Origin of the sequence: Pontibacillus marinus BH030004 = DSM 16465, assembly GCF_000425225.1 — a bacterium.
Classification (GTDB): domain Bacteria; phylum Bacillota; class Bacilli; order Bacillales; family BH030062; genus Pontibacillus; species Pontibacillus marinus.
On the sequence record NZ_AULJ01000045.1, the window covers coordinates 19,360 to 43,171 of the forward strand.

Here is a 23,812-nt window from a genome sequence, read left to right on the forward strand (position 1 = left end):
GAGATATGGAAAAAGCACAGATCAGTTCAACACAATTTGTTTTTCTTATTATTATGTTTGAGTTCGGTAGTACCATTATTGTTGGGATGGGGTTTGACGCTAAGCAAGATGCGTGGTTAACCATACTTTCAGGGATGCTTGGAGGAGTTATTCTCTACCTTATCTACACGCATTTACATAAAAAGTTTCCAAATGCCCATATAACCACATACTCCTCCCAACTTCTTGGAAAGTACTTAGGTTATATCGTTGCTTGGGCTTATATTTTCTATTTCTTTTACTTATCTGCGCGTGTATTACGTGACTTTAGTGAGTTAATCGTGATTACAATTTTAAAAGAAACCCCACTGCTTGCTGTCATGCTTATATTTACATTGGTTATCGTTTATAGTTGCACATTGGGTATCGAGACTATTGCTAGGACAGGTGAAATATTCTTTCCATATGTTCTTGGGTCTGGGTTGATCTTTCTCTTTTTTGTATTCATAACTGGCATTCCTCAAGCTGACAATTTACAGCCGCCTTTAGAAAAAGGGTGGGTGAATATTTTTATTAAGACATTCCCACAAACCCTTACTTTCCCTTTTGGAGAGCTTGTCGTTTTTACAATGCTGTTTCCCTATTTAAACAGAGAAGAGAAAGCCAGAAAATTAGGGATTCAAGCCATTTTAATCAGTACACTTTTTCTAATCATTACAAACCTTACGATCCTTGCATCATTAGGACCTGATTTAGCTAAACGATCTGTCGTGCCGCTACTAGATACAATATCGTTGGTTAATATTCAAGGGATCGTCCAACGCATGGATCCTATAGTAATCATCATAATGGTCATCGTAGGTGTTATGAAAATTGTCGTATTCTTTTTAGCTGCATTTATAGGCTTACATGATGTATTACCAAAGTTAAAAAACAAAAAGAGATATGTAACAAGCTCTGTGCTTGGAGTATTATTAATAATGGTTGCTTTAATAATGAGTCAAAGCTATGTAGAGCACATATTTGTTGGATTAGAAATTGTCCCACCTTACATTCATGTGCCCATGCAGATCATAATACCTACAATACTACTGATTCTTTCCTTTATAAGAGGTAGAAAAAAAGAGGTATAATTAAAAAAGAGCTTGGAGATCCCAAGCTCTTTGCTTTACTCTACTTCTTTAAAATAATCTTTTTTAAAACCACCAATTTTGCCAGTATTATCGATGATAAAGATCCATTCATCTGTTTCGTTTTTTACATCATATACTTTTCCTGGTGTTAAAACATTATTTACTACATATTTATCAGCGTTTGCATGAACACATTCTACACGTTTAATGGTTTCTGTATCATACCAATGTTTATGAATCATATTCATCTTCCTTTCTTTTATGGGTGAGATACAATTATGGTAGCATCTCCATCTAATGTAAATTCTTCAATTTGACTTGTTAAAATAAAGTGATCTCCTTTATGAACCTTGTATGTTTCTCCACCTACTGTCATTGTAGCTTCTCCATCAATAACGCTAAATAACTGGAAGTAAGAGTCTTGCTTGAATGACCCAGCACCATCCAACACATATTTAAAAACAGAGAAAAACTCAGATTCAACAAGTGTTGTAATAAAAGCACCCGTTCTTTGTTCTTCCATAAATGATAACTCATTATCTTCGTGGGGAACATTGGTCACTTCTATAGCTTGATCTAAATGCAGATCACGTGTGTTTCCTTCTGCATCAACACGATCGTAATCATAAACACGATATGTCGTATCAGAGCTTTGCTGTGTTTCTAAGACAAGTGTGCCCTCACATAATGCATGAATTGTACCACTTGGCACATAAAAGAAGTCACCTGGATTAATATGTACTTTGCGCAACAAATCATCCCACTTACCTGACTGAATCATATGTTCAAGTTCATCTCTCGTTTGAGCATGATGACCAAAAATTAATTCAGCACCAGGTTCACAGTCAATAATATACCAACATTCCGTCTTTCCAAACTCATGATCCCCTTCATGTTCCTGCGCATAGGTGTCATCAGGGTGTACTTGAACAGATAAATCACGATTCGCATCTAAAATTTTGGTAAGAAGAGGAAACACCTCAGATTGATAATGTCCGAATAGTTCAGGATGCTCTTCCCATACTTTGTCTAATGAAATCCCTTCATAAAGGCCATTTTCCACAACACTTTGGCCATTTTTATGAGCTGATATTGCCCAACATTCACCTGTTTGAGAGGATGGAATTTCATAATGAAACTCCTCTTTTAATTTTGTCCCTCCCCATATACGTTCCTTGAAGATCGGTTGTAAAAAAAGTGGTTCTGTCATTTAATCTCCTCCAACTACAACATACACTAGTTCATCAGCTTTTTTACCATTATTGCTTAACCTCGGTAAGTTTGCTATTTACCATGATAACCCGTCAGGACAGCGATCTCAATCCTTAATTCAATAAGTAATCTATACTTTAGTGGAGTAAGACAAAAACTCCAAACGATTTCCAAAAGGGTCAAACACATAAACACGATCTGCGTCAGGAAGTTTGTCGTCCTCTTTGTATGAAACATTTTGCTCTCTTAAATGATCCTTAAACTCTTCAAAGTTTTCAATTTCAAAGGCAGGATGTGCTTTAGTCTCTCCTATGAAGTCTTGTTTCACTCCAATATGTAATTGATGGTTGCCACATTGAAACCAAACTCCTCCATTCTTTTGAAGTGACTTTGGTTTTTCTATTAATTCCATTCCTAGCTTACCGCTATAAAAGGTAATTGCATCATCTTCACGATTTGGTGGAGCAGCTACTTGAACATGGTCAATTCCTATATAGTTAAACATAACCCTTCCCCTTTTCCTAATAAAAAATAAAGAGAAGCTGAAATATCAGCTCCCCTCCATTATATACCAAATAAAACAGTTAATCATTTCACATGTGTGTTGTACCAATCTGTAGCTTGCTGAACCTCTTGCTCTGTCAGTTGGTGACCTTTGTTTTCCCAAAATAGTGTTACATCAGAGCCAGCTTCTTCTAGTAATTGATTTAAGTCTTTCGTTTCCTCCGGTGCACAGATTGGATCGTTGGTGCCTGCTCCAATAAACACAGGCGTTTTACTCATATCTGGTAGGGATAACCCTCTAATTGGTACCATTGGATGGAATAGAATAGCACCTCGTAATACATTTTCATAATGAAACAATAAGCTACCTGCAATATTTGCTCCATTCGAATATCCTACAGCCAAGAGGTCAGAACGATCGAAACCGTACTGTTCTGATGCTTGTTCAAGAAACTCATAAAGCTCTTTAGTACGAAACTTTAAATCTTCTTCATCAAATACTCCTTCGCGAAGTCTTTTAAAGAAGCGAGGCATACCATTCTCACTAACATTCCCTCGCACACTTAGTATTGATGCATCTGGATCTATCATTTTAGCTAATGGAATTAAATCTTGTTCCGTTCCGCCAGTACCGTGTAGTAATAAAAGAACAGGACTGTTTTTTGACCCTTGTTTAAAAATGTGTTCCATTATCTGTCACCTCTGTTTACATAATATAATTATAGTCAATGCACTCATCATCTTAATTTCAAGATTATTTTATCTTGAATTCAAAATATCGTCAAACTATAAATTCTTATTTATTTTGTATATCAACAATCTTTGGGAGAAACCTTTGTAGAAACAAAGGAACTACGATAACAATGATCAGTAATCGAATCATTTGAAGAGAGCTGACTATAGAAGGATCGCCTCCTACTGTTTGAGCAGTTAGAGCCATTTCAATGAGCCCTCCTGGTGCTATACTTAAGATAGACGTTGCTAATTGCAACCCAGTTACTAGACTAAATATGTATCCTAAAGCAAAAGAAGTGAGAATTAAAATGATAGATAAACCAAAATATATCAAACAGTACTTTCCTGCTTTCAACACATCATGAAGGGAGATTTTATAACCTAGGTAGACCCCAAGTGATACCTGAGCAAATATAAATAATACTGTCGGTAACGAATACATTGCTATCCCAAATGCTTGAAAAGATCCTGTAATGATCATAGGTATCATAACAAAAGCAGCAGGAACTTTATGTTGAAAGACTTTCGCCAATAAATAAACAGCTAAGTAAATCATTAACGTCCAAGCAGATCCGGTCTCATTAGGCCCTAAAGAAATGCTTGTACTTCCACCACTTCCTTCATAAAAGAAATGAGTCGAAACAAATGGGATAATAAATAACACTGATAACAAACGAACGGTATGAAAAACTGTTACTAATACCGTATTGCTCCCCATTGAATCACTTAATGCCAAGGATGCTGAGAGCCCTCCTGGAATGCTCCCAAGCATAGATGTATCTGCTCTTATATCAATCCACTTTGTAATGATGTAGGCGTTTACCAATGCTAAAGTTATTAAGGTACAAGAAAACAATGTATAAGGAATTACATAAGGAGCTATTAAAGTGAAAGTGCTAGTCGTAAACGTATTCCCAAGCTGAATGCCCAAAATAACAAAACTTATATTTCTTAAGGTATAGGAAACTGCAGTATTTTTTTTAGTTGAGATTTTCCAGATCAACAAAGCTACAAGCGGACCTAGAACCCATGGAAGAGGAAGTTTAATCAAATAAAACACTCCTCCCCCAATGACTCCTATAACATAAGCCCATAATAACCTGCTTAAATTCATAATCATCCAACCCTTATGTCGTTGTACCCTTATCCTATCACAGACCTTCTTCTAATACTCTACTTCTGCATATCATATGGGTTAGGTTCTTCGTGTTGTTCTCTAGGAGAAGAAAACCAACCTATAAGAGCTGTTGCAAGTAATACTGTCCAAAAAATCACTTGCCATGTAATAGATTCTGGAAAATGTTTCGGTATCATTTGTACATCTTTATGTGCAAGCACATGAACAAGTAGCTTTACACCAACCCAACCTACAATAATGTATGCTGCACTTTGTAGCCCTTTCTTTTCTTGAAGAATCTTAACAAAATAAGAAGCAGCTACTCGAATAAGAATTACACCTGCAAGTCCACCAGCTAGAATAACTCCGAATTTTGCACCATCTAAATCTCCTACTTTAGGTAGTGAGGTTTCTGGAAGGCTTGAAGCCAAGGCTACTGCTGCTAAGATCGAATCAATTGCAAATACAATATCTGTTAGTTCTACTTTTAATACTGTTTTCCAGAACCCTTTAGAAGATACTTGTTCTGATCCTTGTTCTTTACCTTTTTCTTCATCTTCACCTGGATCTTTATTCAATAGATGTTTTTTCACTAGGAATTTTATTGAAATATAGAGCAAGTAGGCTGCACCAAGTGCTTGTACTTGCCAAATATGAACGAGAAACGATATTAAAAATAATGATATAAACCTAAATACAAATGCTCCACCCAGTCCATAAAGTAACGCACGTCTTTGTTGTTTATCAGGTAGGTGTTTCACCATTAATGCCATTACTAAAGCATTATCAGCAGCAAGAATCCCTTCTAATCCGATAATGACTAAAAACACCCAACTATACTCCAACCAAAAACCAAAATCCATATAGAAGCCTCCTTCATGCCTTTCCATTACCGGATTCTATAGAATTTAAACTAAAAACCCCTCACCCAAGTTTTGGTTATAAACCTGAGTGAGGGGTTAATGCTTATTGAAAGATATACATTAAATGTCCGTAGCCTTCTTTTTCTAGTCGATCCTTAGGAATAAACTTTAAGGCTGCTGAATTAATACAATATCGTAATCCACCTTCATCCTTAGGCCCATCTTCAAAAACATGACCTAAGTGTGATTCAGCATGGTGGCTTTTTACTTCAGTACGAATCATACCATGAGACGTATCCATGTTTTCATTAACATAATAACTGTCGATAGGCCTTGTAAAACTCGGCCAACCACATCCAGCATCATATTTATCGCGAGAGCTAAACAATGGCTCTCCGGAAACGATATCTACATAGATCCCATCTTCTTCATGATCATGAAATTCATTTTGAAATGGAGTTTCTGTTCCACCTTCTTGTGTGACTTTATATTGTATAGGCGTCAATGTCTCTTTTAATTTTTCTGGATCTTTATCAAGCTTCCAATGCTTTTCAATGAAGTCTTTACGTCCAGAACCTTTTTTGTACATTTTATAGTGATATGGCTGCTTTTTATAATATTCTTGATGTTTCTCTTCTGCTGGGTAAAATGGCTTTGCTTCGAGAATCTTAGTGACGATTGGTGAAGAAAATTTTCCGCTATTTTCTAGTTTTCGCTTGGATTCCTCTGCCATTTGCCTTTGTTCCTCATTGTGATAAAAGATGATCGTTTGATAATGCTCACCACGATCAGCAAATTGCCCTCCCGCATCTGTTGGATCAATTTGTTGCCAGAATACCTCTAGCAAGCGCTCGTAAGGAAAAATCTCTGGATCATAGGTAATTTGTACAGCCTCAACATGACCTGTATCCTTTGAAATTAAGTCAAAATAAGTTGGATTTTCTATATTGCCACCTGTATAACCAGATATGATTTCATGGATACCTGGTCGTTCATCAAAGGGTTCTACCATACACCAGAAACATCCACCTGCAAATGTTGCTTTCTCTAGCTGCTTGTGTGTCACGGAGATCCTCCTCTACTTGTTCATTGAATTCTACATTTCCTATTATTGTTTCCCCTTATTAAGAAAAAATCAAGAAAATTGCCTATTAAATGTATAATCGAGGTTGAGACGAACCATTCGTTGAAGATGGTTGAGTTAACTGACCTTGTTGAGAATTCTTATATATTTCGTTAGATGATTGCGATGAGGACTGAGTTTGAACCCCATCTTGTTCAGAAGAATTATTCTCATCTATATCTCCTTCATCAGGCTCACGAATAAGTTTCATAAGCTTAACCATTGTTGGGATGTTTCGAACCATTGGACCATATTGTTGAATCATAGGCGCAGCAGATTGTGCCATTTTCAACACCTGCTGTACATTATTCAGCATACCTGATACGCCCCCTCCAGCACTCCCTAATCCTTGACCTAGCGCTCCCAATTGAGGAAGCCCTCCGCCTCCTGCAGAAGATTGAAAAAGGTTAGATAATAGATTTCCCCCTGCACGACTTCCCATTCCTTGCATGCTCGGGAATCCTTGCATTCCATTCATCGCAGACATACCATTCCAACCTGATGTTCCTTGGTTAAAAAAGTTTTGTGGACCTCCAAAACCAGAGAATGGCATTGGCTGCCGCATATTCGTACTCATTCCAAATGGGTTTGCTGAATTCATACCTGGTCCAGGCATAAATGCACTTTGCCCCATAGGTCTTATTCCTGGAGGCATATTCACCCCTCCTTTACATCCTTCATTACAATTACTGTACGTTAGGCTAAAGTTAATGGTGTAGGCATATACCCAACTTAGAGTAATTAATATAATTCATCAGCTTTCATTGGTAATTGCCACTGAATCGGTTCAAATCCATTTTCAGCAAGAAATACATTAGCTTTAGAGAAATGTTTGCTACCAAAGAACCCTTTGTGAGCAGAAAACGGGCTCGGATGTGGTGATGTTAAAATCAAATGTTTTAAATCATTTAACATTTCACGCTTTTGTTGAGCATGCTTTCCCCATAACATAAAAACAAGAGGCTCTTCCCGATCATTTAAAAGTCGAATGACCTCATCCGTAAACAGTTCCCAGCCCTTCCCTTTATGAGAATGAGCATTCTTTTCTCTAACGGTTAGAACTGTGTTAAGTAATACAACACCTTGCTTGGCCCAGTGTAGCAAGTTGCCATGGTTCGGTATTTCCATTCCTACATCTTCATGTAACTCTTTATAAATATTCCTTAGAGACGGCGGGATTTTAACTCCAGGCTGAACAGAAAAGCTAAATCCATGAGCTTGACCTTCCCCGTGGTAAGGGTCTTGACCCAGAATAACAACTTTGGCTTTATGATAAGGGGTATAATGAAAAGCATTAAAGATGTCATTCATATCTGGATAAATTCTTTGATTTGCATATTCGCGTTTTAAAAACTCGCGTAATTGAAGATACGTTTGGGATTGAAAAGTAGGCTCTAACAAAGGAGCCCAGTCATTATGTAAAGGATTCATAGATTGTGCCTCCTAATTTGTTGTTCATTTAGGGGAATTAAGTAATAATAAAATTAAACGCAAAAAAGCAGATGCAAGTATCCCTGCATCTGCCTAGAAGTGTAGCATGCGCTATAAAGTCTATCAATCTGTAGTTAAGTCGCCAGCTATGATTAATCCAATGGTGCCACTTAAAATAACACCGAATAACATAGCCGGAAGCATTGCAGATAACATAGAGCATCCCCCTCTATTTGAATGATCCCTAACCTACTTTTATTATAAGTTACAATCACTCTTTATAACTGGGGAAGATTTGGCTATTTTATGAATATTTCTTATTCCCCTGACATTTCCCGGGCAAGCGCAACATTCTACAAAATAACCTTTAGAAGATAGAAATCTGTCGTTAATTGACGCTATATAAAGATGTAAGCTGATAGATAATTGTTGTCTGTTCTTCAGCCCACTTTAATTCTGTAATGATAGCTGTTCCAATATGTTCTGATTCCTCTTGGCGCATAATATCAATTTCTTGATCCATAGGAAATAACCGATAACCTGGTAATTGTAAATGAAATACGTTGTCCTTTTCTCCGATTCTTTCTTCGAGTCCATTTGTAATAATGGCCCATTCTAAGCTTAAAGGCATGTTCATGTTATTCGCCATCCTTTTTCTATTTTGCTTTAATCGTAAGATAGACACACATGTTAATCAAGAGAAACCTTATATTAACCAATGATTTGCTGGTTTCACACTTGCTAAATCGAATTCAACATCAGTTGTCGTGAAGTCTTGAAAGCGAAATGGAAAGTAAATTCGATGCCCTTCTATAATTTTCTGATTGCGATCGAATTTTTGAGCTAGCTGAGGTGATGCGCCATCTTCTAAGAGACATTCTAAAATATGTTGGATCGTTTGTAATGCTGCAGTTACTTCCATAATTTCTTGTAACGTGTACTCATCAAGTTCAACCTGACATAATACACCAAATGTCTTAAGATCATCTACATATGATTTTGAAAAAAACGACGGTAGGATACTTCGGTGGAAGTGATCAAGTAATGACCGGACATAAGATTGTTGTTCGGGTGTTGATGCTGTAACGACTTTCATAATTGTCCCCCTCTTAATCATTTAAAGTCGTATTTGTTGTGTACTATTTCTTAATGACAAACCCAGAAACCTTTATTTTTTTGAATAGGTAAAATGGATATGTATGATAGCCCTCCAAAATCATCTGTTATTGAAGGGCTAAGGTCTATTATTTACTATAACATGGCCTTATTAGGATCATTAAGCAGTAATTATTGGTAGGTCTTTACTGAAACGAAAACGCCAAGGTAGAACCATTGGGTGATGGTGTTATATGAAGTTTTGCTCTAATTTCATTCTTTAATTGTGGAACGTGAGAAATAATACCAAGCATACGATCACCTTGTTGAAGATCTTTCAATGTATCGATCGCTTGCTCAAGAGATGCTTCGTCTAATGTTCCAAATCCTTCATCGATAAATAACGTATCAAGTTGTACGCCACCAGCATGGGCTTGTATAACATCTGCCATTCCAAGCGCTAAGCTTAAAGCAGCTTTAAATCCTTCACCACCGGATAACGTTTTAACGGATCGTTTCTGACCTGTGTAGTGATCTATAACCTCTAGGTCCAAGCCACTTTGGGCTCCTCCTTTAGCACGTTCTTGACTTCGTTCAAGCTGATAGCGATGATCCGTCATTTTATCTAAACGGATATTTGCTTGTACAATAATCTCATCAAGAAAAGCTGATAACACATAGCGCTCAAAGGATAATTTATACGTATTATCCCCTTTTGCCAGTTCAGCAAGCTCTCCCATATAGAAATATTTATCTTCTGCAGTTTTTCGATCATAAATATAACTTTTTAATTGTTTAAAGATACGTTCGTGATCTCGAATGCGTATTCTAATTTGTTGCTCCTCTTGATAAAGTTGATCAATTGCAACCTCTAGCTTTTCCATAACTTCTAATTGTTCATTTAATTTAGGTGGTTCAACATCTAGTAATTCTTCTTCCAATGCTTTATAAGAGTCTGCTAACGTTTGTTTCTTGTTTATGAATTCTTCTACTTGCTTACGAATTATTTCTAATTCTTCTTTAGGTAACTTGGCATGCTGATAGTCTTCAATGGTTTCAAAACCTTTTTCTTTACACGCCTCTTCCCAATCTTGATAGGCTTTTTTCTCATGTTGCTCTAAATCATTAACATACCCTTTTTGTTGCGTTAATTCTGTTTCAAGCTTTTGTTTTTCTTCTTTTTCTTGTTGGTACCTATTCGTAAGCTCTTCAATGAATTGAATCCAAGATTTATACCGTTCTTCTTCATGTTTCAACCATTCATTAAGAGATTGTGCATCTCTGTTCTTTTCAGGTAAGTCTTCTTCTAGTTGTTCTAACTTCGTATAGATCCCTAGCCAATTATCGTGTACTTGCTGATAATAGTTTTGTTGTTCTTGCTCTTTGCTTTCGAGCTCTTTCAGTTTATTTTGTGTTTGCTCAAGTTTCTTCATCTGTTGTTCAATTTCTTGTATTTTTTTGGCAACCTGATTTTTGTTTTCTGTTATAGAAACTTTTTGTTGTTCCCAATAATTTTTTTGCCCTTCCCGGTTTTGTTCCTTAACTTGAGCTAGTTCGAGGTACGGAGACAAAGCTTCGATTAATTGTTCTACGATATGGCGCTGTGATTGCCCCTCTGACTTCGTCTGTATAAATTGATCTTGGAGCTTTTGTAAGTGTTGTTCAGCTTGTTGTTGCTTGTTTTTTGCTTCTTGCAAGGTGTGTTCAGAAATATCTTTACCCTCAAGTGTAGCCGGAGATGGATGGTCTAATGAACCACATACAGGACATGCTACTCCTGTGGTTAGGTCAGCGGCAAGAGAAAGAGCTCTATGTTGCTTCAATTGATCTTCTAATTTGTTTACGTGTTGTTGTTTTGCCTCTAGATCAGCTTTAGCTTGTTCGTATTTCTGCTTTACCCGTTGATATTGATCACGCAGTTTAGAAAGCTTTTGCTCCTCATCCATTAAACGATAAAGCTGTTTAACTCCTTCTTGAAGCTCTTTTTCTTTAGACTCCAGTTCATAATATTGCTTCGAATAAGATTGTGACTCAAATGTAGACTGGGATAATTCATTTACTAGTTTTTGATTGTTATCTTTTTCGGATTGTATAGACTTGAGAACACTTTGTTTTTCTTGCTTTTGTTTCTCTAACCGATTAAGTTCCTTTTTTAACTCCTGATAACGCGTTACTTTTGTAAGATCTTGTTTTGCTTTTTGGATATCTTCTTTAAGCTTTTCACGCTCTGATTGTCTTTTATCTTCTTCCTGGTATTTCTTCTCTGTTTTAATAAATTTGTTCTGTGCTTCCTCTAATTTATTTGTTTTTTCTTGTATGTTAACAAGTTGTTTATCCTTTTCCTGTTTCCATTTCTTCGCTTGTTCTTCATAGGATCGAATGGATTCGGCTTTGTCAGCTTTTTGAACTTTTGCTTGTTTATCTTTTATATCATTCTCATACTGTTTCAGATCTTTAAGTTCTCGTTCATATTGATCACGTTTATGAAATTGTTCAGAAACCTGCTTGTCTTTATAATATTTTTCTTGAGCCGTTTTCAATTGATTTCGTTTATCTTTTAAGGCTCCTTGATACTCTTCAATAATTTTCTCATCTTGCTTGAGGTCTTCCTCTAGTTGTTCAAGTGCCTTGGTACTTGATGTGATTCCTTCTTTGTCTTCATCAGACCAGTAAAGCTTCTGAATTTCATCACGTTCTTTTTGTTCGATAGTTGAGATGGTTTCTTTTAATTCTTTAGATTCATCTTTCAATCTAGTCGTAATATGTTCGTATACATAGGTTTGAAAGATCTTTTGCAAAATCTCTTCACGTTCTTTACTATTTTCAGAAATAAGCCTCCGAAACTCACCTTGGGGGATCATAACCATTTTACGGAACTGTTCATAATCTAGGTGAAGCATACTTTCGATTGTTTCGTTGACGTCTTTAATCTTAGAGGAGAGTAATAATTTTTCTTCTCCTGACATTTCATATAGCTCAGCTCGAGGAGGTTGTTCAGTGTACCCTTCTCCACGTGATTTTTTCTTCATTTGCTTTGGTGCACGCACCACTTCATATCGCTTATCTTTTAAATCAAAAACAAACGATACTTCTGTCGGTTGCTCCAATTCAGCAAAGTGGCTTCGAAGTGTATCTTGATCCCTATCGCTTCCGCTTGCACGTCCATATAACGCATACACCATGGCATCGAATACACTTGTTTTTCCTGCTCCAGTTGGCCCGGTTATTAGAAAAACAGATTCATAACCAAGGTCCCTGAAGTCTACAGTTTGTCTCTTTGCATAGGGACCAAAAGCTTCTACAGTAATCGTTATGGCTCTCATTGCTATTGTCCCCTTTCTTCTGCTAATACATTTTGAATCGTTTCACTTACATATTTCTTTCTTTGGTTATCTAGATCTTTCCCTTTTACTTCTTTATAAAAGGATTCAAATAGCTCTTCATGAGACATCTGTTGTCTTTCTTTTACAGTCGAACGTTGATTTTGAATATGTTGTCCTAAGAAGCCCACCCTCTCCAGACTCAACACATTTGGATATACTTTTCGAAGCTTTCCCATTGGATCCATCAATTGGCCATCGTCTAACAATTTAATATGAAGGTAATCTTCTGAATGGCCATCATTCTCTTCTAATAAGTCATTAAGATATCCTTCCTTAATTCTCATGTCATGTTTTGGAGTTAGTTTCTCTTCACGAATGTTTGACACACCATTTTCATCAAGTTCAACAAGCGTAACACCTTTTTTATGATTGGCTTCCGAAAAGGAGTACTTTAAAAGTGAGCCAGCATAACGAATTTTGTCATCCGTTACACGTTGTGGTTGGTGTAGGTGTCCTAATGCAACATAAGAAAACGCAGAAAATAAGCCAGCGTCTATATATGGAGTACCCCCCAGCATTGTTAAGCGCTCTTCAGACTCAGACTCCATTCCCCCTGCCATAAAGGCATGAGCAATTAAAACCTGACGTTCATCAGCTTGGTTGTCGTTTTCAATTCGTTCAACAATGGCACTCATAGCATCATGATGCGTTTGAATCGATTCATCTTCAAAATATGCTCTTGCATCAGCAGGTTCAATGTAAGGTATCAGATAAAAATGAACATCACCATGTTCGTCCTGAAGGGTTACCGGTTCTAGGGCACCATCAAGTTTAGCTTGTAAGTAGAATTGTTGTTTTCTAAACATCGTACTTCCAAAATTCAAACGGTCAGGACTATCGTGGTTCCCGGTAATCGCAAGTACCGGAACCTTAATGTCATAGATTAGTTTCATTAACGTTTCATTTAATAATTCAACCGCTTCTTTGGGCGGTACTGCACGGTCATAGAGGTCTCCGGCAATAATAACAGCATCAGGTTTTTCCTCTTTCACAATGCGAATAAATTCATCTAGTATATATGATTGATCTTGTGTCATGTGAAGCTGATGCACCAACTTCCCAAGGTGCCAATCAGCAGTATGTAAAATTTTCATCAGTCATGCCTCCTACATATCTATGCTATCAAATTATGGGGGGATTTTGGTGAGGTAGTTTTTGTTTATTATAAAAAGAAAAACAGCAGAAAATATCGCTGCTGTTTTGAATATACGTATATATGTGATTAGTGCCTATTTTAGATCTTCTAAAATGGTGAGTAGAGCTTCAGATTTTTTTGTTTCACGACCAAAAGCGATACCGATATTATAAAACCCTGAATCTAATGCTTTCCAAACCACTTTCCCAGTAAAGACATATTCCTGGTGCCGCCAAGAAAGGTTTATGTTTACAATGTCTTCTGTAACAAAAGGTATGTCTTGTTTGGTAGTAAACTTTAATCCCCCTTGGCTGATATTATCGATATGTCCATGAAGATCATAAAGATGACGTCCCTTCATTAAAGAAAAAGACTCGATCGAACTAAAAAGCTCTTGGTGAATGTTATAACGATTATGTGCACGCCGATCGGTTGTAGAAGAGGATGAAGTTCCATAAACTGGTCTTTGCTCGTTCATATAATCGACTCCTAGAAACGTGATATTTTCTTATTACTATGAATGTTTCTAGGTCAAATCGCATGAGGAAAAAGGACCTTTTTTGTCATTTTTTGCTGAATGTTATCAATTAATGTTGAAGAGTTTTTGGGAAAGCAGCTAAGATATTCTCTTTGGAAAAACGTCTAATTTCATTCCTTAAGTAACAATATGCTAATACTTGATCATCATCAGATGATACAACTTTCACTGTTCGCTGAGTAAAAGTACCACTATTGGACATATAAACAATCTCAAGTTTTTCATTAGCATGATTTAGAATGGGCTGTTCCACAAGATCTCCTCCTTTTATGATCATTATACACGAACATTTGTTCTTTTTCTATTGTTTCACAAACATTTGTTCGGTTATACTGTAAATAGAGGTGATGATATGCTACGCGATCGAGGAACAATCAAATGGAACTCTTTAATGCTTCCTGAGCACGTACAAATACTAAAAGATATGTGGAAAGATGATCAAAAAGCAACTGCTCCTCAGCTAGATGAACAAGCTTTGGAAGAATTAAATGAACGTTGTAATCAAGCTTATGAGGAAGAAGCACTCGTGAGAGTTACACAATTTAAGAATGGTACTTTCCATGATGAAAAAGGAACAATCACTAAGTTACTTCCTCAAGAACAATCACTGAAATTCACGCGTATTAATGGTACTTCAATATCTATTCCCATTCATAACATTGTACAGGTAGATACCTTATAGCTTCAGATTTAACATCCATTTTAATATTTAAATATCCGCATTCGCATTCGCCCATACACTTTCTTAACTCTTCACATAGACTACTATCACTTGTTAAGACAAAGGGGGATTGGTTATGTACCATTGCGGATCTGGATATAACAACTTTGTATTGATTGTGGTTTTATTTATCCTACTTATCATTGTAGGAGCAGCTTTTGCTTGCTAATTTAAGTTTAGCTACCATAATATACAAAAATGGTGGGTATTCTAAGCTGACGAGGTAAGTTCGAGGTATAGATATTTAATATGTATAAGTAAATTGAGCGTTGAAATAATACACAATTCAACGCTCTTTTTATTCCACAAAAGCCCCCTCATCTTGAAGACTTGAACTCGAGATATATTGTGGTGGAGGTCCGTTGCTTTTGCGAGAGTAAGGGGATCGGTGAAACGGCAATACTCCTGCGGAAGACCAGCTGAGCCTCCTCATACGCTACGCTCCTTGCGGGGTCTCATCTGCCCTTTCTACCGCGGGAGTTTGCCGTTTCCCTCACCCCTTTGCTGGTATGTAGATTAACGGACCCATAGCTGAGATCGTTTGATTTCAATCTTAAGGAAACTGTATTTCAGATCCTAAAACCCTCTACATATAAAGCTTTAGATCACTTGAATGCAAAATGATATAACCACAAATTCAAAGTCAGAAAACCGTACGATAGCTGCGGTTTCGTTATTCCCCATTCGGCCAAGGTGGGCTGTGGAACGGGTTGACTCCAGCGGAAGAACGGAGTGACGAGACCCCGCAGAGAGCTTGCGAATGAGGAGGCTCGGCGCTTCGTCCGCAGGAAAGCAACCCGTTCCACAGCCCGCCGCACTACACAAAAGCAACGGAACCACCCTACACCAGATTATTCAACATTACTGCCAGATTGTTGAATAACACCCACTCTTCAGAACATTGGTTTTAGTTAAAGTTTAAAATTCAAAATAAAAAGTAGTCCAATTCTGGAGTGGAATTTAAATTATCATTCTCCAAAAATGAACTACTTTCTATAATTATTTGTAATTATATCGCGTCAAACTTACTCGTATTCAGCCTCATATTTTTCCCACAGTCGATCGAACACTTGAAGTGCTGATGAAAATGGTGTATTCCATTCTAAATACCGACTAATTTCTTCATAGGAACGTGATTGTTTAGGAAAGCTATGGTCTTTATACATCCAATCTGCTAATTTACTCTCATCATCCGGTTTTACTTTCCCTCTATAAGTCATCATAAAATGATAAAACGTACGCAACGTACTCCCCTCCTGCAAGATCATGTTTTTTATTTTTAACACGATCTCCTCAAAAAAGCAATCTGCAGTATAAGTTTTTATTCATTACTCCGAATAAAGACTATCCTCTTCATCATCTTGATCATCGTCGTCATCGTCATTTTCATCATACTCATCTATTTTTCTTCTTCTACGGCGTTCTACAACACTAGAAAGGAAAATCGAAACTTCATAAAGCACTATAAGTGGGAATGCTACTACGAGTTGCAATATAAAGTCTGGTGGAGAAATCATTGTGCCTACAATAATTAAAATAAAGTAAGCATATTTCCTAACTCTACGTAGAAAAGCTGGGCTTACAATTCCCATGCTCGTTAAGAACATGACGATAATCGGAATTTCAAAAAACACAGCAAATGGAAGTGTAATTCTCATTAAAAATTTAAAATACTTATCTACTGTAAAACTAACATTAAATTTCCCCTCACCTAAGGATAGAAGAAAATCGAATATTAGTGGTTGTATGAGAAAATACCCAAAAGCTAGTCCTCCAATAAAGAGAAGGAAAACAGCTGGAATATAAGATAATGATACCTTTTGTTCTTTCGGTGTTAACGCTGGTCTTACAAAAAACCAAACTTGCAAACAGAAAAATGGTAGAGTACCAGCAATTGCAATAAGACTAGCAAGCATGACATAAACCCATAAAATATCAAAAGGGCCTAATATCGTTAACTCTTCATCCAAGCCTCTTTCAAAAAAAGCATAAATTTCATCAATAAAGACAAAACCGCCAATAAAAAAAGCTACAAATATGACAAACGTCCAAATAAGTCGTTTACGTAATTCACCTAAATGTTCTGTAACATTCATTTCTTGATCGTTTTGAAACTGATCATCTTGCATTCTTCTTACCTCCTGCCCAACACCCGCTACAACTTCACATGCAATCCCCTTTAGAGTAGGCTTTTTCATGAAGAGAGGAAGATGTAAGGTTTCATACTCTTACATCTTCCTCTCTATAATTTCATTATGAGTTTTTGTTTTGCTCTTGATCCAGCTTCTTAGAATCGTCTGAATCGTTTACAATATCGTTTGTTGCTTTTTTAAACTCTCTTAAAGAACTTCCTACAGCTTTACCGATTTCTGGCAACTTCGAAGGCCCAAAAACAATTAAAGCAATAACAAGAATTAGGATTAACCCCGGAATTCCGATACTGGATAACATATTTATCACTCCAAATGATCATTTTATAACCGAATATCTTTATTATTTTACGCTTTGATCATTCGATTCAACTTTTTTCACATCATCAGCTTCTTCATTGGTTAATTCACGAGCTGAATGTTTAAATTCTTTTAAAGTCTGTCCCGTAGCCTTTCCGATTTCCGGAAGCTTTTTCGGACCAAAAATAATTAATGTAATGACGAGAATAAGTATTAAACCTGGTATGCCAATGGTACTTAACATTTCATCACCTTCCTCAAACATTTCTATAGAGAAATGTTCATGTCTGTCCCATTTATTACTATTATATAACGAGTTTGACACGTTTCGTTAGATTTTAATCAAAATTGACATAAACTTTTCACATTTACAGGATCTATAGATCTTATTGTCTCGATTGTAAGCCTTTTACGTTGATTTGTCCATGAGAACATCGAAATCTCTACCGATTCACCCAATTCTCATATTCTTCAGGATGATTGAGGTTTGTAAAGTGATTCTCTAATACTTGATTTGGTATAGATGGATCAAATTGATTAATAAACGTAGTATTATGCTTATCAAAAAGATCCCGCATCCGTAATAAATCATTTTCGAGTTGACTCTTGATGGTTTCATAGCAATTTCTGTGGTAAAGCCCATGCAGAGGCTGTTCCTTTCCATTAAATACCGGGATCACTATATCACTCCCAGAGTTTTTAGATATTAGTTGCTTAAAAACCTTATGTGATAAAGATGGTGAATCACATGGAGCTAGGATAAACCAATCATCGTCAGAATGGTACATAGCTGACTCAAGGCCAGCTAATGGACCTTTATTAGGGTATCGGTCAGGTATGATTTTTTGTTTTATGAAAGGATATGTATTTGGATCATTCGAAACTACAACAATTTTGTTAGATAACCTTTGGCAAGTATGGATCACACGTTGAATCATAGGTTCACCTTTTACTGGAAGTAAAGCTTTATTGCTCCCCATTCTTCTAGATTGTCCTCCTGCCAATACAACACATTGCATCACGATGCCTCCCTAATCAAAAACCTGTAAGAAGGCTTCCCTTCTTACAGGTCATTCACATTACTGTTCCGATTTCCGATCATACTGACAGAAATAATAATCATAAGGGTTTTTTTCATCTTTTGTCCCTTTTTCTTTTTTCGTCAATATCCAATTATCTTCATTAAATTCAGGGAAATACGTATCCCCATCAAATGCTTCATCGATCCATGTAATATACATCCGATCAGCTTGATCTAAGATGCTCTCAAAAATATAGCTCCCACCGATGACAATATATTCTGTGTCAGGATTTTCCTTATCCCACTCTATTACAGGGTCAAGGCTATGAATGACCTCGCATCCTTCTGCTTCAAAATCGGAATTACGAGTCACCACTACATTTTGACGATTCGGCAGTGGAGCATTCATGGATTCATACGTTTTACGCCCCATAATGATGGTGTGACCAGTTGAAACTGACTTAAAAAACTTCAAATCATTTGGTAAACGCCATGGAAGGTCATTATCCTTACCAATCAAGCGATTTTTGTCCATAGCGACAAGTAAAGATATCATTCATTTCACTCCTTAAGTATGAGTCAGAGTTTTATTTCCCGAAATGGTTTATGATTTAAACTGCTATCGGAGCTTTGATTGAAGGATGTGGATCATATCCTTCAAGAATAATATCTTCTACATCAAGATCGAAAATACTTTCTTTCTCATTTGATTGGATCTTAAGTGATGGCATATCCTTAAGATCACGATCCAATTGTGTTTTAACCTGTTCAACATGGTTTGAATAAATGTGGGCGTCACCTAATGTATGAATGAATTCGCCAACCTGTAAGCCACATTCATGTGCAATTAGATGTGTTAGTAAAGCATAACTCGCAATATTAAAAGGTACTCCTAAGAAAATGTCACCACTTCTTTGGTAAAGTTGACAGCTTAGTTTTCCATCAGCTACATAAAACTGAAATAAAACGTGGCATGGTGGTAAAGCAGCACGTTCTGGATTAATATCCTCAGGATTCCAAGCTGATACAATTAATCGGCGTGATTCTGGATTGTTTTTGATCATATGAATGACATCTTTCACCTGATCAATTACTTCTCCACGTGATGATTCCCATGCCCTCCATTGTTTACCATAGACATTCCCTAAATCTCCGTACATTTTTGCAAATTCATTATCTTCCAAAATACGGGTCTTAAATGTTTCCATTTCGTGATCATAAAGCTTTTTAAATTCAGGGTCTTCTTGACTTCTCAATCCAAAATCAGTCATATCTGGGCCATTATATTCTTCACTCTCAACCCAATTTTTAAAGGCCCATTCATTCCAAATATTATTGTTATGTTGAAGAAGATATTGAATATTGGTATCTCCTTTTAAAAACCAAAGTAGTTCACTTGTAATTAAGCGAAAAGGGACACGCTTCGTAGTCAGTAAGGGAAACCCTTGTCCTAAATCAAAACGCATTTGATAACCAAAGGTAGATAACGTCCCAGTACCTGTACGATCACCTTTTGATGCACCATTATTTAAAACATGACGACATAAATCTAAGTAAGCAGATTCACCATATTTCATTTATTCCACTCCATTCTAAAGCTAATCCAAAATGTTCACTGTGAGCAATTATATCACAGCAAAACAAAAGATTAAGGATAGAAAATTACAGATAAACGTGTTAAAATCCTGCATTCTTTTTCTTGAAGACTTCCATAAATTTATACGTTAACGGTGCATTCCATTTCAGGTGATTTGATGTATTAGCATTATAGTAATAGAAGGCAAATGATTCAGAAAAATACTCTGATATGTAGGAAGAAAAATATTCTCTTTTAGGAAACATCATATTTACTTCTTCCTGCCACGCTTCTTTAAATTGGGCTTTTTGCGAATCAGATAAATGATTAAAAACGGTGTGCCCGATTTCATGAAGTTCTAAGTTTATAGAACTATGGCCATTACCAGGAGATGAGGAACCGATTTTCGCAGAAATTAACCAACCACCACCTGAACCTGGTACTTCACTCCAAGTAACATCCTGTTCCCAACCTCGTGGTCGCTTCCATTTTAGTGGAAATAATAAAGGTTCATCAGTTAGGTTTCCATTAAACAAACGTATCATTACTCCGTTAGCTTGTAAGAATTGAAGTAAAGGCCGATCAATCCCATCAATCGTTTTCAGCATATTTTCCAATGCTTGTTCTTCTTCCACTTTATAAGGAACGTAGATCATAGACTTAAGAATATCTTTATTTTGAAGTGAAGAAAGCTCTGAAGGTTCTTCACTACTAATTGCTTTATTTAAAGTGATTCCTGTAAAAGGTTTCGTGATTTCAATTGACGGCACAACCATACACAATGTAATGATAAGTACAATAACAAAAAACCGAAGCATACCTGTCATCCTTTGATGTTAGTTAAAAAATCTGAATATTCTAACCTTATCATAACATATATTAAGAGAATAAACTGTCCACTTTATGGATTTTACATTACTTTGACATAAGTGAATGTTTACCATCATATACGTACATTGATCCAAAATTTTCATGGAAAGGGGTCCTCTATGTGAACTTATCATCAAGGACTGCTCAAATGACTGTGCTTCATTCCATGACGTATAGTTTTATGATAAGTCAACCCTTTGCCTACTACTCTGAGTCTTTTTCAAACATGCAAACTCAGGAAAAAAAATCACTAACAAGCGCTAGAACACTCATGTATGGTCACCACTCTACATCTGTACGCACCTTACAAGAAAAGCTTCACTCCTTATCGTTCTACTTTGGAGAACACGATAGCCACTATGGTGTCTTAACTGAACATGCAGTAAAATCATTTCAACTTTCTCATGAGCTCCTTCCTACCGGTAGGGCTGATAAGCTAACCTTAATATCTATTGATTTGGAAGAGAAGAAACGAATGATTGAACCAATTGAAAAAATCGCACATACCATTTCTCCCGGTGAAACAAGTCAGGATGTAAAAAAACTGCAAAAGGCCTTATCGTTTTATGGTTACTATACCGGAAATGTTGATGGGATTTATGGGCCACTAACTTCAAATGCAATAGAACAATATCAGTTAGATCATAAATTAGAGATTGATGAAAATATTGAAAAGTCGTTCATTCAATCCTTGTCAAAGAAAATGAAAAACGAAAAGCCTAAAATCACACATAAAACCCAAACTATAAAAAAAGATCCGAAAAAGGTTGAAGTAAAAGCAGTAGGAAATGTGGCGTCCATTATTAAAGAAGCCAAAAATTATCTTGGCGTGCCTTATGTTTGGGGTGGAGAATCCCCTAGAGGATTTGATTGTAGTGGTTATATTCAATACGTTTACCAAAAACAAGATATCATATTGCCTCGTACTGTTCATGAGATCTGGAATGTGACAACTTCAGTTAAAAAGCTTAGTGTTGGGGATTTTGTCTTTTATGAAACGTATCAACCTGGACCATCTCATATGGGGATTTATCTAGGGAATGGTCAATTTATCCATGCTGGGGATGACGGGGTAACCATTAGTAAAATGAATAATACTTATTGGAAACAACGTTACCTTGGAGCTAAACGAATTACAAAGCAATAAAAAAGAACAGACCGTTATGTTTTGGTACATAACGGTCTGTTTAGTTAGATAATCCCCAATCAGAGTAAAACTCCTCGAGAAACCTTTCCATAAATTCATGACGCTCCTGAGCCATTTTCTGTGCAGTTTCTGTATTCATTAAATCTTTTAAAAGCAGTAACTTATCATAAAAATGTTGAATGGTGGTATTGTTTTCACTTATAGCATTATCCTCAGTTGGTGTTGTGTAAATGAGTTGTCCTGCTTTCCCCCCATATGCAAATGTCCTTGCGATTCCTATTGCCCCAATGGCATCAAGCCGATCGGCATCTTGAACAATCTTACCTTCTAGCGTTTCTGGAGTTTTATGCTTCCCTCGAAAGGAAATATCTTTCATGGCTGTTTCAATAGAAAAAATCAAACCTTTAGACTCTAGTAAAGATTCCAATAACCTTTTCTGCTCTTCCATTGCCTTTGCTTGGTCATCAACCAGTTTTGCATCCGCTACATCATGTAACCATCCTGCAACTTCAGCGACAAACGGATCTCCGCCTTCTTTTATAGCAAGACCTTTTGCTATATTTGCGACTCTTTCCATATGCCAATAATCATGCCCTGTCGGCTCACCTCGAAATCGATCATAAATAAATGATTGAATTTCTTTTAAAACATTTTCTTGAGTAATATGATCAACCTCCCTTTAATCGAATAGATCCATTTGTCTCGGGTTTAAATCACAATAAGATATGCCTAACATATCGATAAAGGTCTTTGCATTTGGTGCAGCATCTCCACCGGAATTGTTATTAAATAAAATCGTAATATCAGGCGTGATTTGTTGTAGTTCAAGAACGCGTTCTTTCCATTCACGTAACTCTTCCTCATTATAGTTGTATAAGAAACGAACTTCTCTCCAATCTTCTCGCCCGTTTTTATTCCACCCGTGTGTATTTCTTCCATGAAATCGAACAAGTGTCTTTTCTGGGTGTGTCGGCTCCAATATTCGAGGTACTGAACCTTCTCCTGCTTGAGGCTCATCACATATAGAATGAATCCAATTTTCTTCTCTCATAAATTTAAGTGTTTGTTCTTTGTATTCTGGTAAGAACCATGTGCGATTTCGAAATTCTAAGGCTAAAGGTAAGTCTCCCATTAACTTTCGGATCACACGTAGTTTTTGTACGTTTTCTTTTGATACATTAAACCATGGAGGAAACTGAAATAGGACGCACTTTAACTTCCCAGCTTCTATAACTGGTTGTATAGAATCCTTATAGGCCTGAAACATTTCTTTTACTTCATCAGATGTCAATTTTTCTCGATGATGTCCGGTCATTTTATTATAGGCTTTAATTACGAAAGAGAAAGAATCTGGCGTTTCACGAACCCACTTTTCATAATTTCTCTGAGGTTGTATGGCATAAAATGCACTATCAACTTCTACTACAGGGAAATGGGAAGCATAGACAGACAATTTATCCTGCGGGGATACAGAAGCATCATAAAGCTTTGCATGATCCCCCCATCCTGTTAATCCAATGGAAATACTCATAGTACAGATGACTCCTTGATATGTATTCCTTTCTATCTTATAGAAGTATTAAAAAGCTTGTAAAGAATAAGGAACTAAACAATAAGTTATTTAAGATAAGCCCCCTTATGTGGAAGACTTGGTTTCGAGATAATAATGTGAGGAGTCCGTTGCTGTTGAGTAATTTGTTGCGGTCAGTGAAACGGCAAGCCTGTTGTGGAAGAAAAGCCGAGCCTCCTCGTGCCTGCGGGGTCTCGTCTTCCCTTTGT

General features: G+C 36.6%; 28 protein-coding genes and 1 pseudogene. 4 read left to right on the plus strand and 25 right to left on the minus strand.

The window, feature by feature from the left end:
* Positions 1–5 precede the first annotated feature (5 nt).
* Positions 6–1,112, plus strand: coding sequence for a GerAB/ArcD/ProY family transporter (locus H514_RS0110900; RefSeq protein WP_027447006.1), 1,107 nt, complete (start codon positions 6–8; stop codon positions 1,110–1,112).
* A gap of 35 nt (positions 1,113–1,147) precedes the next feature.
* On the opposite strand, the gene H514_RS0110905 is transcribed toward H514_RS0110900, so the two are convergent.
* The 15 genes from H514_RS0110905 to H514_RS0110980 form a co-directional block, all read right to left on the minus strand.
* Positions 1,148–1,354 carry a DUF6501 family protein gene (locus H514_RS0110905; protein WP_027447007.1) on the minus strand — a complete coding sequence of 69 codons (207 nt, stop codon included), beginning with the start codon at positions 1,352–1,354 and terminating at the stop codon, positions 1,148–1,150.
* 17 nt (positions 1,355–1,371) lie between these two features.
* A complete protein-coding gene (gene manA / locus H514_RS0110910) occupies positions 1,372–2,322 on the minus strand; it encodes a mannose-6-phosphate isomerase, class I (RefSeq protein WP_027447008.1) in 951 nt (316 codons plus the stop codon).
* A 132-nt stretch (positions 2,323–2,454) separates the two neighbouring features.
* A complete protein-coding gene (locus H514_RS0110915) occupies positions 2,455–2,829 on the minus strand; it encodes a VOC family protein (protein ID WP_027447009.1) in 375 nt (124 codons plus the stop codon).
* Positions 2,830–2,912: 83 nt separating this feature from the next.
* Entirely contained in the window at positions 2,913–3,518 is a 606-nt protein-coding gene (locus H514_RS0110920) for an alpha/beta hydrolase (RefSeq protein WP_027447010.1), read from the minus strand.
* Positions 3,519–3,624: 106 nt separating this feature from the next.
* A complete protein-coding gene (locus H514_RS0110925; protein WP_027447011.1) occupies positions 3,625–4,683 on the minus strand; it encodes an AbrB family transcriptional regulator in 1,059 nt (352 codons plus the stop codon).
* 53 nt (positions 4,684–4,736) lie between these two features.
* Positions 4,737–5,543, minus strand: a complete 807-nt coding sequence (locus H514_RS0110930) for a TerC family protein (RefSeq protein WP_027447012.1) — start codon at positions 5,541–5,543, stop codon at positions 4,737–4,739.
* 103 nt (positions 5,544–5,646) lie between these two features.
* Complete coding sequence (gene msrB / locus H514_RS0110935; RefSeq protein WP_036842684.1) at positions 5,647–6,609, minus strand: peptide-methionine (R)-S-oxide reductase MsrB; 963 nt, start codon at positions 6,607–6,609, stop codon at positions 5,647–5,649.
* Between the two features lie 85 nt (positions 6,610–6,694).
* Positions 6,695–7,321 carry a VrrA/YqfQ family protein gene (vrrA, locus tag H514_RS23985; protein ID WP_051255114.1) on the minus strand — a complete coding sequence of 209 codons (627 nt, stop codon included), beginning with the start codon at positions 7,319–7,321 and terminating at the stop codon, positions 6,695–6,697.
* An 86-nt stretch (positions 7,322–7,407) separates the two neighbouring features.
* Positions 7,408–8,097 (minus strand): uracil-DNA glycosylase, encoded by a 690-nt coding sequence (locus H514_RS0110945; protein WP_027447014.1) that lies wholly within the window; start codon positions 8,095–8,097, stop codon positions 7,408–7,410.
* Between the two features lie 388 nt (positions 8,098–8,485).
* Complete coding sequence (locus H514_RS0110955) at positions 8,486–8,734, minus strand: DUF2584 family protein (RefSeq protein WP_027447015.1); 249 nt, start codon at positions 8,732–8,734, stop codon at positions 8,486–8,488.
* Positions 8,735–8,803: 69 nt separating this feature from the next.
* A complete protein-coding gene (locus H514_RS0110960; protein WP_027447016.1) occupies positions 8,804–9,193 on the minus strand; it encodes a DUF5365 family protein in 390 nt (129 codons plus the stop codon).
* A gap of 205 nt (positions 9,194–9,398) precedes the next feature.
* Positions 9,399–12,515: an SbcC/MukB-like Walker B domain-containing protein gene (locus H514_RS0110965; RefSeq protein ID WP_027447017.1), complete on the minus strand. Its 3,117-nt coding sequence runs from the start codon at positions 12,513–12,515 to the stop codon at positions 9,399–9,401.
* A gap of 2 nt (positions 12,516–12,517) precedes the next feature.
* The gene (locus H514_RS0110970; RefSeq protein WP_027447018.1) at positions 12,518–13,669 is read right to left on the minus strand and encodes an exonuclease SbcCD subunit D; all 1,152 of its coding nucleotides are present in this window, start codon (positions 13,667–13,669) and stop codon (positions 12,518–12,520) included.
* Between the two features lie 135 nt (positions 13,670–13,804).
* Positions 13,805–14,188 carry a PilZ domain-containing protein gene (locus tag H514_RS0110975; protein ID WP_027447019.1) on the minus strand — a complete coding sequence of 128 codons (384 nt, stop codon included), beginning with the start codon at positions 14,186–14,188 and terminating at the stop codon, positions 13,805–13,807.
* A gap of 109 nt (positions 14,189–14,297) precedes the next feature.
* Positions 14,298–14,501, minus strand: a complete 204-nt coding sequence (locus H514_RS0110980) for a hypothetical protein (protein WP_027447020.1) — start codon at positions 14,499–14,501, stop codon at positions 14,298–14,300.
* A gap of 99 nt (positions 14,502–14,600) precedes the next feature.
* Here H514_RS0110980 and H514_RS22900 point away from each other — a divergent pair, with 99 nt between their 5' ends.
* Together H514_RS22900 and H514_RS24340 are read left to right on the plus strand one after the other, a co-directional pair.
* Positions 14,601–14,930, plus strand: coding sequence for a YolD-like family protein (locus H514_RS22900; RefSeq protein ID WP_051255115.1), 330 nt, complete (start codon positions 14,601–14,603; stop codon positions 14,928–14,930).
* Positions 14,931–15,048: 118 nt separating this feature from the next.
* A pseudogene (locus H514_RS24340) lies at positions 15,049–15,138 on the plus strand (YjcZ family sporulation protein); the annotation flags it as partial.
* 856 nt (positions 15,139–15,994) lie between these two features.
* On the opposite strand, the gene H514_RS0110995 reads toward H514_RS24340, so the two are convergent.
* From H514_RS0110995 to H514_RS22910, 8 genes are all read right to left on the minus strand, one after another.
* Positions 15,995–16,213, minus strand: a complete 219-nt coding sequence (locus H514_RS0110995; RefSeq protein ID WP_027447021.1) for a YozE family protein — start codon at positions 16,211–16,213, stop codon at positions 15,995–15,997.
* Between the two features lie 84 nt (positions 16,214–16,297).
* Entirely contained in the window at positions 16,298–17,098 is an 801-nt protein-coding gene (gene tatC, locus H514_RS22905) for a twin-arginine translocase subunit TatC (RefSeq protein ID WP_051255116.1), read from the minus strand.
* Between the two features lie 124 nt (positions 17,099–17,222).
* Positions 17,223–17,420 (minus strand): twin-arginine translocase TatA/TatE family subunit, encoded by a 198-nt coding sequence (tatA, locus tag H514_RS0111005; RefSeq protein ID WP_027447022.1) that lies wholly within the window; start codon positions 17,418–17,420, stop codon positions 17,223–17,225.
* 42 nt (positions 17,421–17,462) lie between these two features.
* Positions 17,463–17,663 carry a twin-arginine translocase TatA/TatE family subunit gene (gene tatA / locus H514_RS0111010; RefSeq protein ID WP_027447023.1) on the minus strand — a complete coding sequence of 67 codons (201 nt, stop codon included), beginning with the start codon at positions 17,661–17,663 and terminating at the stop codon, positions 17,463–17,465.
* Positions 17,664–17,862: 199 nt separating this feature from the next.
* Positions 17,863–18,438 (minus strand): molybdenum cofactor guanylyltransferase, encoded by a 576-nt coding sequence (gene mobA / locus H514_RS0111015; RefSeq protein WP_036843749.1) that lies wholly within the window; start codon positions 18,436–18,438, stop codon positions 17,863–17,865.
* Positions 18,439–18,498: 60 nt separating this feature from the next.
* A complete protein-coding gene (locus tag H514_RS0111020) occupies positions 18,499–18,996 on the minus strand; it encodes a dihydrofolate reductase (RefSeq protein WP_027447025.1) in 498 nt (165 codons plus the stop codon).
* A gap of 55 nt (positions 18,997–19,051) precedes the next feature.
* Positions 19,052–20,017, minus strand: a complete 966-nt coding sequence (locus H514_RS0111025; protein ID WP_027447026.1) for a thymidylate synthase — start codon at positions 20,015–20,017, stop codon at positions 19,052–19,054.
* A 100-nt stretch (positions 20,018–20,117) separates the two neighbouring features.
* Positions 20,118–20,834 (minus strand): anthrax toxin lethal factor-related metalloendopeptidase, encoded by a 717-nt coding sequence (locus tag H514_RS22910; RefSeq protein WP_051255117.1) that lies wholly within the window; start codon positions 20,832–20,834, stop codon positions 20,118–20,120.
* Between the two features lie 173 nt (positions 20,835–21,007).
* On the opposite strand from H514_RS22910, the gene H514_RS0111035 reads away from it, so the two are divergent.
* The gene (locus H514_RS0111035; protein ID WP_027447027.1) at positions 21,008–22,033 is read left to right on the plus strand and encodes a C40 family peptidase; all 1,026 of its coding nucleotides are present in this window, start codon (positions 21,008–21,010) and stop codon (positions 22,031–22,033) included.
* Positions 22,034–22,073: 40 nt separating this feature from the next.
* Here H514_RS0111035 and H514_RS0111040 read toward each other — a convergent pair whose 3' ends face one another.
* Together H514_RS0111040 and H514_RS0111045 are read right to left on the minus strand one after the other, a co-directional pair.
* On the minus strand, positions 22,074–22,610 hold the full coding sequence (locus H514_RS0111040) for an HD domain-containing protein (RefSeq protein ID WP_154657370.1): 537 nt from the start codon (positions 22,608–22,610) through the stop codon (positions 22,074–22,076).
* Between the two features lie 102 nt (positions 22,611–22,712).
* Positions 22,713–23,564 carry a DUF72 domain-containing protein gene (locus tag H514_RS0111045; RefSeq protein WP_027447029.1) on the minus strand — a complete coding sequence of 284 codons (852 nt, stop codon included), beginning with the start codon at positions 23,562–23,564 and terminating at the stop codon, positions 22,713–22,715.
* Between the last annotated feature and the right edge of the window lie 248 nt (positions 23,565–23,812).

Coding starts and splice junctions, on each gene's coding strand:
- H514_RS0110900 (WP_027447006.1), top strand. CDS start 6: ATGGAAAAAGCACAGATCAGTTCAACACAATTTGTTTTTCTTATTATT.
- H514_RS0110905 (WP_027447007.1), bottom strand. CDS start 1,354: ATGATTCATAAACATTGGTATGATACAGAAACCATTAAACGTGTAGAA.
- manA (WP_027447008.1), bottom strand. CDS start 2,322: ATGACAGAACCACTTTTTTTACAACCGATCTTCAAGGAACGTATATGG.
- H514_RS0110915 (WP_027447009.1), bottom strand. CDS start 2,829: ATGTTTAACTATATAGGAATTGACCATGTTCAAGTAGCTGCTCCACCA.
- H514_RS0110920 (WP_027447010.1), bottom strand. CDS start 3,518: ATGGAACACATTTTTAAACAAGGGTCAAAAAACAGTCCTGTTCTTTTA.
- H514_RS0110925 (WP_027447011.1), bottom strand. CDS start 4,683: ATGATTATGAATTTAAGCAGGTTATTATGGGCTTATGTTATAGGAGTC.
- H514_RS0110930 (WP_027447012.1), bottom strand. CDS start 5,543: ATGGATTTTGGTTTTTGGTTGGAGTATAGTTGGGTGTTTTTAGTCATT.
- vrrA (WP_051255114.1), bottom strand. CDS start 7,321: ATGCCTCCAGGAATAAGACCTATGGGGCAAAGTGCATTTATGCCTGGA.
- H514_RS0110945 (WP_027447014.1), bottom strand. CDS start 8,097: ATGAATCCTTTACATAATGACTGGGCTCCTTTGTTAGAGCCTACTTTT.
- H514_RS0110955 (WP_027447015.1), bottom strand. CDS start 8,734: ATGAACATGCCTTTAAGCTTAGAATGGGCCATTATTACAAATGGACTC.
- H514_RS0110960 (WP_027447016.1), bottom strand. CDS start 9,193: ATGAAAGTCGTTACAGCATCAACACCCGAACAACAATCTTATGTCCGG.
- H514_RS0110965 (WP_027447017.1), bottom strand. CDS start 12,515: ATGAGAGCCATAACGATTACTGTAGAAGCTTTTGGTCCCTATGCAAAG.
- H514_RS0110970 (WP_027447018.1), bottom strand. CDS start 13,669: ATGAAAATTTTACATACTGCTGATTGGCACCTTGGGAAGTTGGTGCAT.
- H514_RS0110975 (WP_027447019.1), bottom strand. CDS start 14,188: ATGAACGAGCAAAGACCAGTTTATGGAACTTCATCCTCTTCTACAACC.
- H514_RS22900 (WP_051255115.1), top strand. CDS start 14,601: ATGCTACGCGATCGAGGAACAATCAAATGGAACTCTTTAATGCTTCCT.
- tatC (WP_051255116.1), bottom strand. CDS start 17,098: ATGCAAGATGATCAGTTTCAAAACGATCAAGAAATGAATGTTACAGAA.
- tatA (WP_027447022.1), bottom strand. CDS start 17,420: ATGTTATCCAGTATCGGAATTCCGGGGTTAATCCTAATTCTTGTTATT.
- tatA (WP_027447023.1), bottom strand. CDS start 17,663: ATGTTAAGTACCATTGGCATACCAGGTTTAATACTTATTCTCGTCATT.
- mobA (WP_036843749.1), bottom strand. CDS start 18,438: ATGCAATGTGTTGTATTGGCAGGAGGACAATCTAGAAGAATGGGGAGC.
- H514_RS0111020 (WP_027447025.1), bottom strand. CDS start 18,996: ATGATATCTTTACTTGTCGCTATGGACAAAAATCGCTTGATTGGTAAG.
- H514_RS0111025 (WP_027447026.1), bottom strand. CDS start 20,017: ATGAAATATGGTGAATCTGCTTACTTAGATTTATGTCGTCATGTTTTA.
- H514_RS22910 (WP_051255117.1), bottom strand. CDS start 20,834: ATGCTTCGGTTTTTTGTTATTGTACTTATCATTACATTGTGTATGGTT.
- H514_RS0111040 (WP_154657370.1), bottom strand. CDS start 22,610: ATGGAAAGAGTCGCAAATATAGCAAAAGGTCTTGCTATAAAAGAAGGC.
- H514_RS0111045 (WP_027447029.1), bottom strand. CDS start 23,564: ATGAGTATTTCCATTGGATTAACAGGATGGGGGGATCATGCAAAGCTT.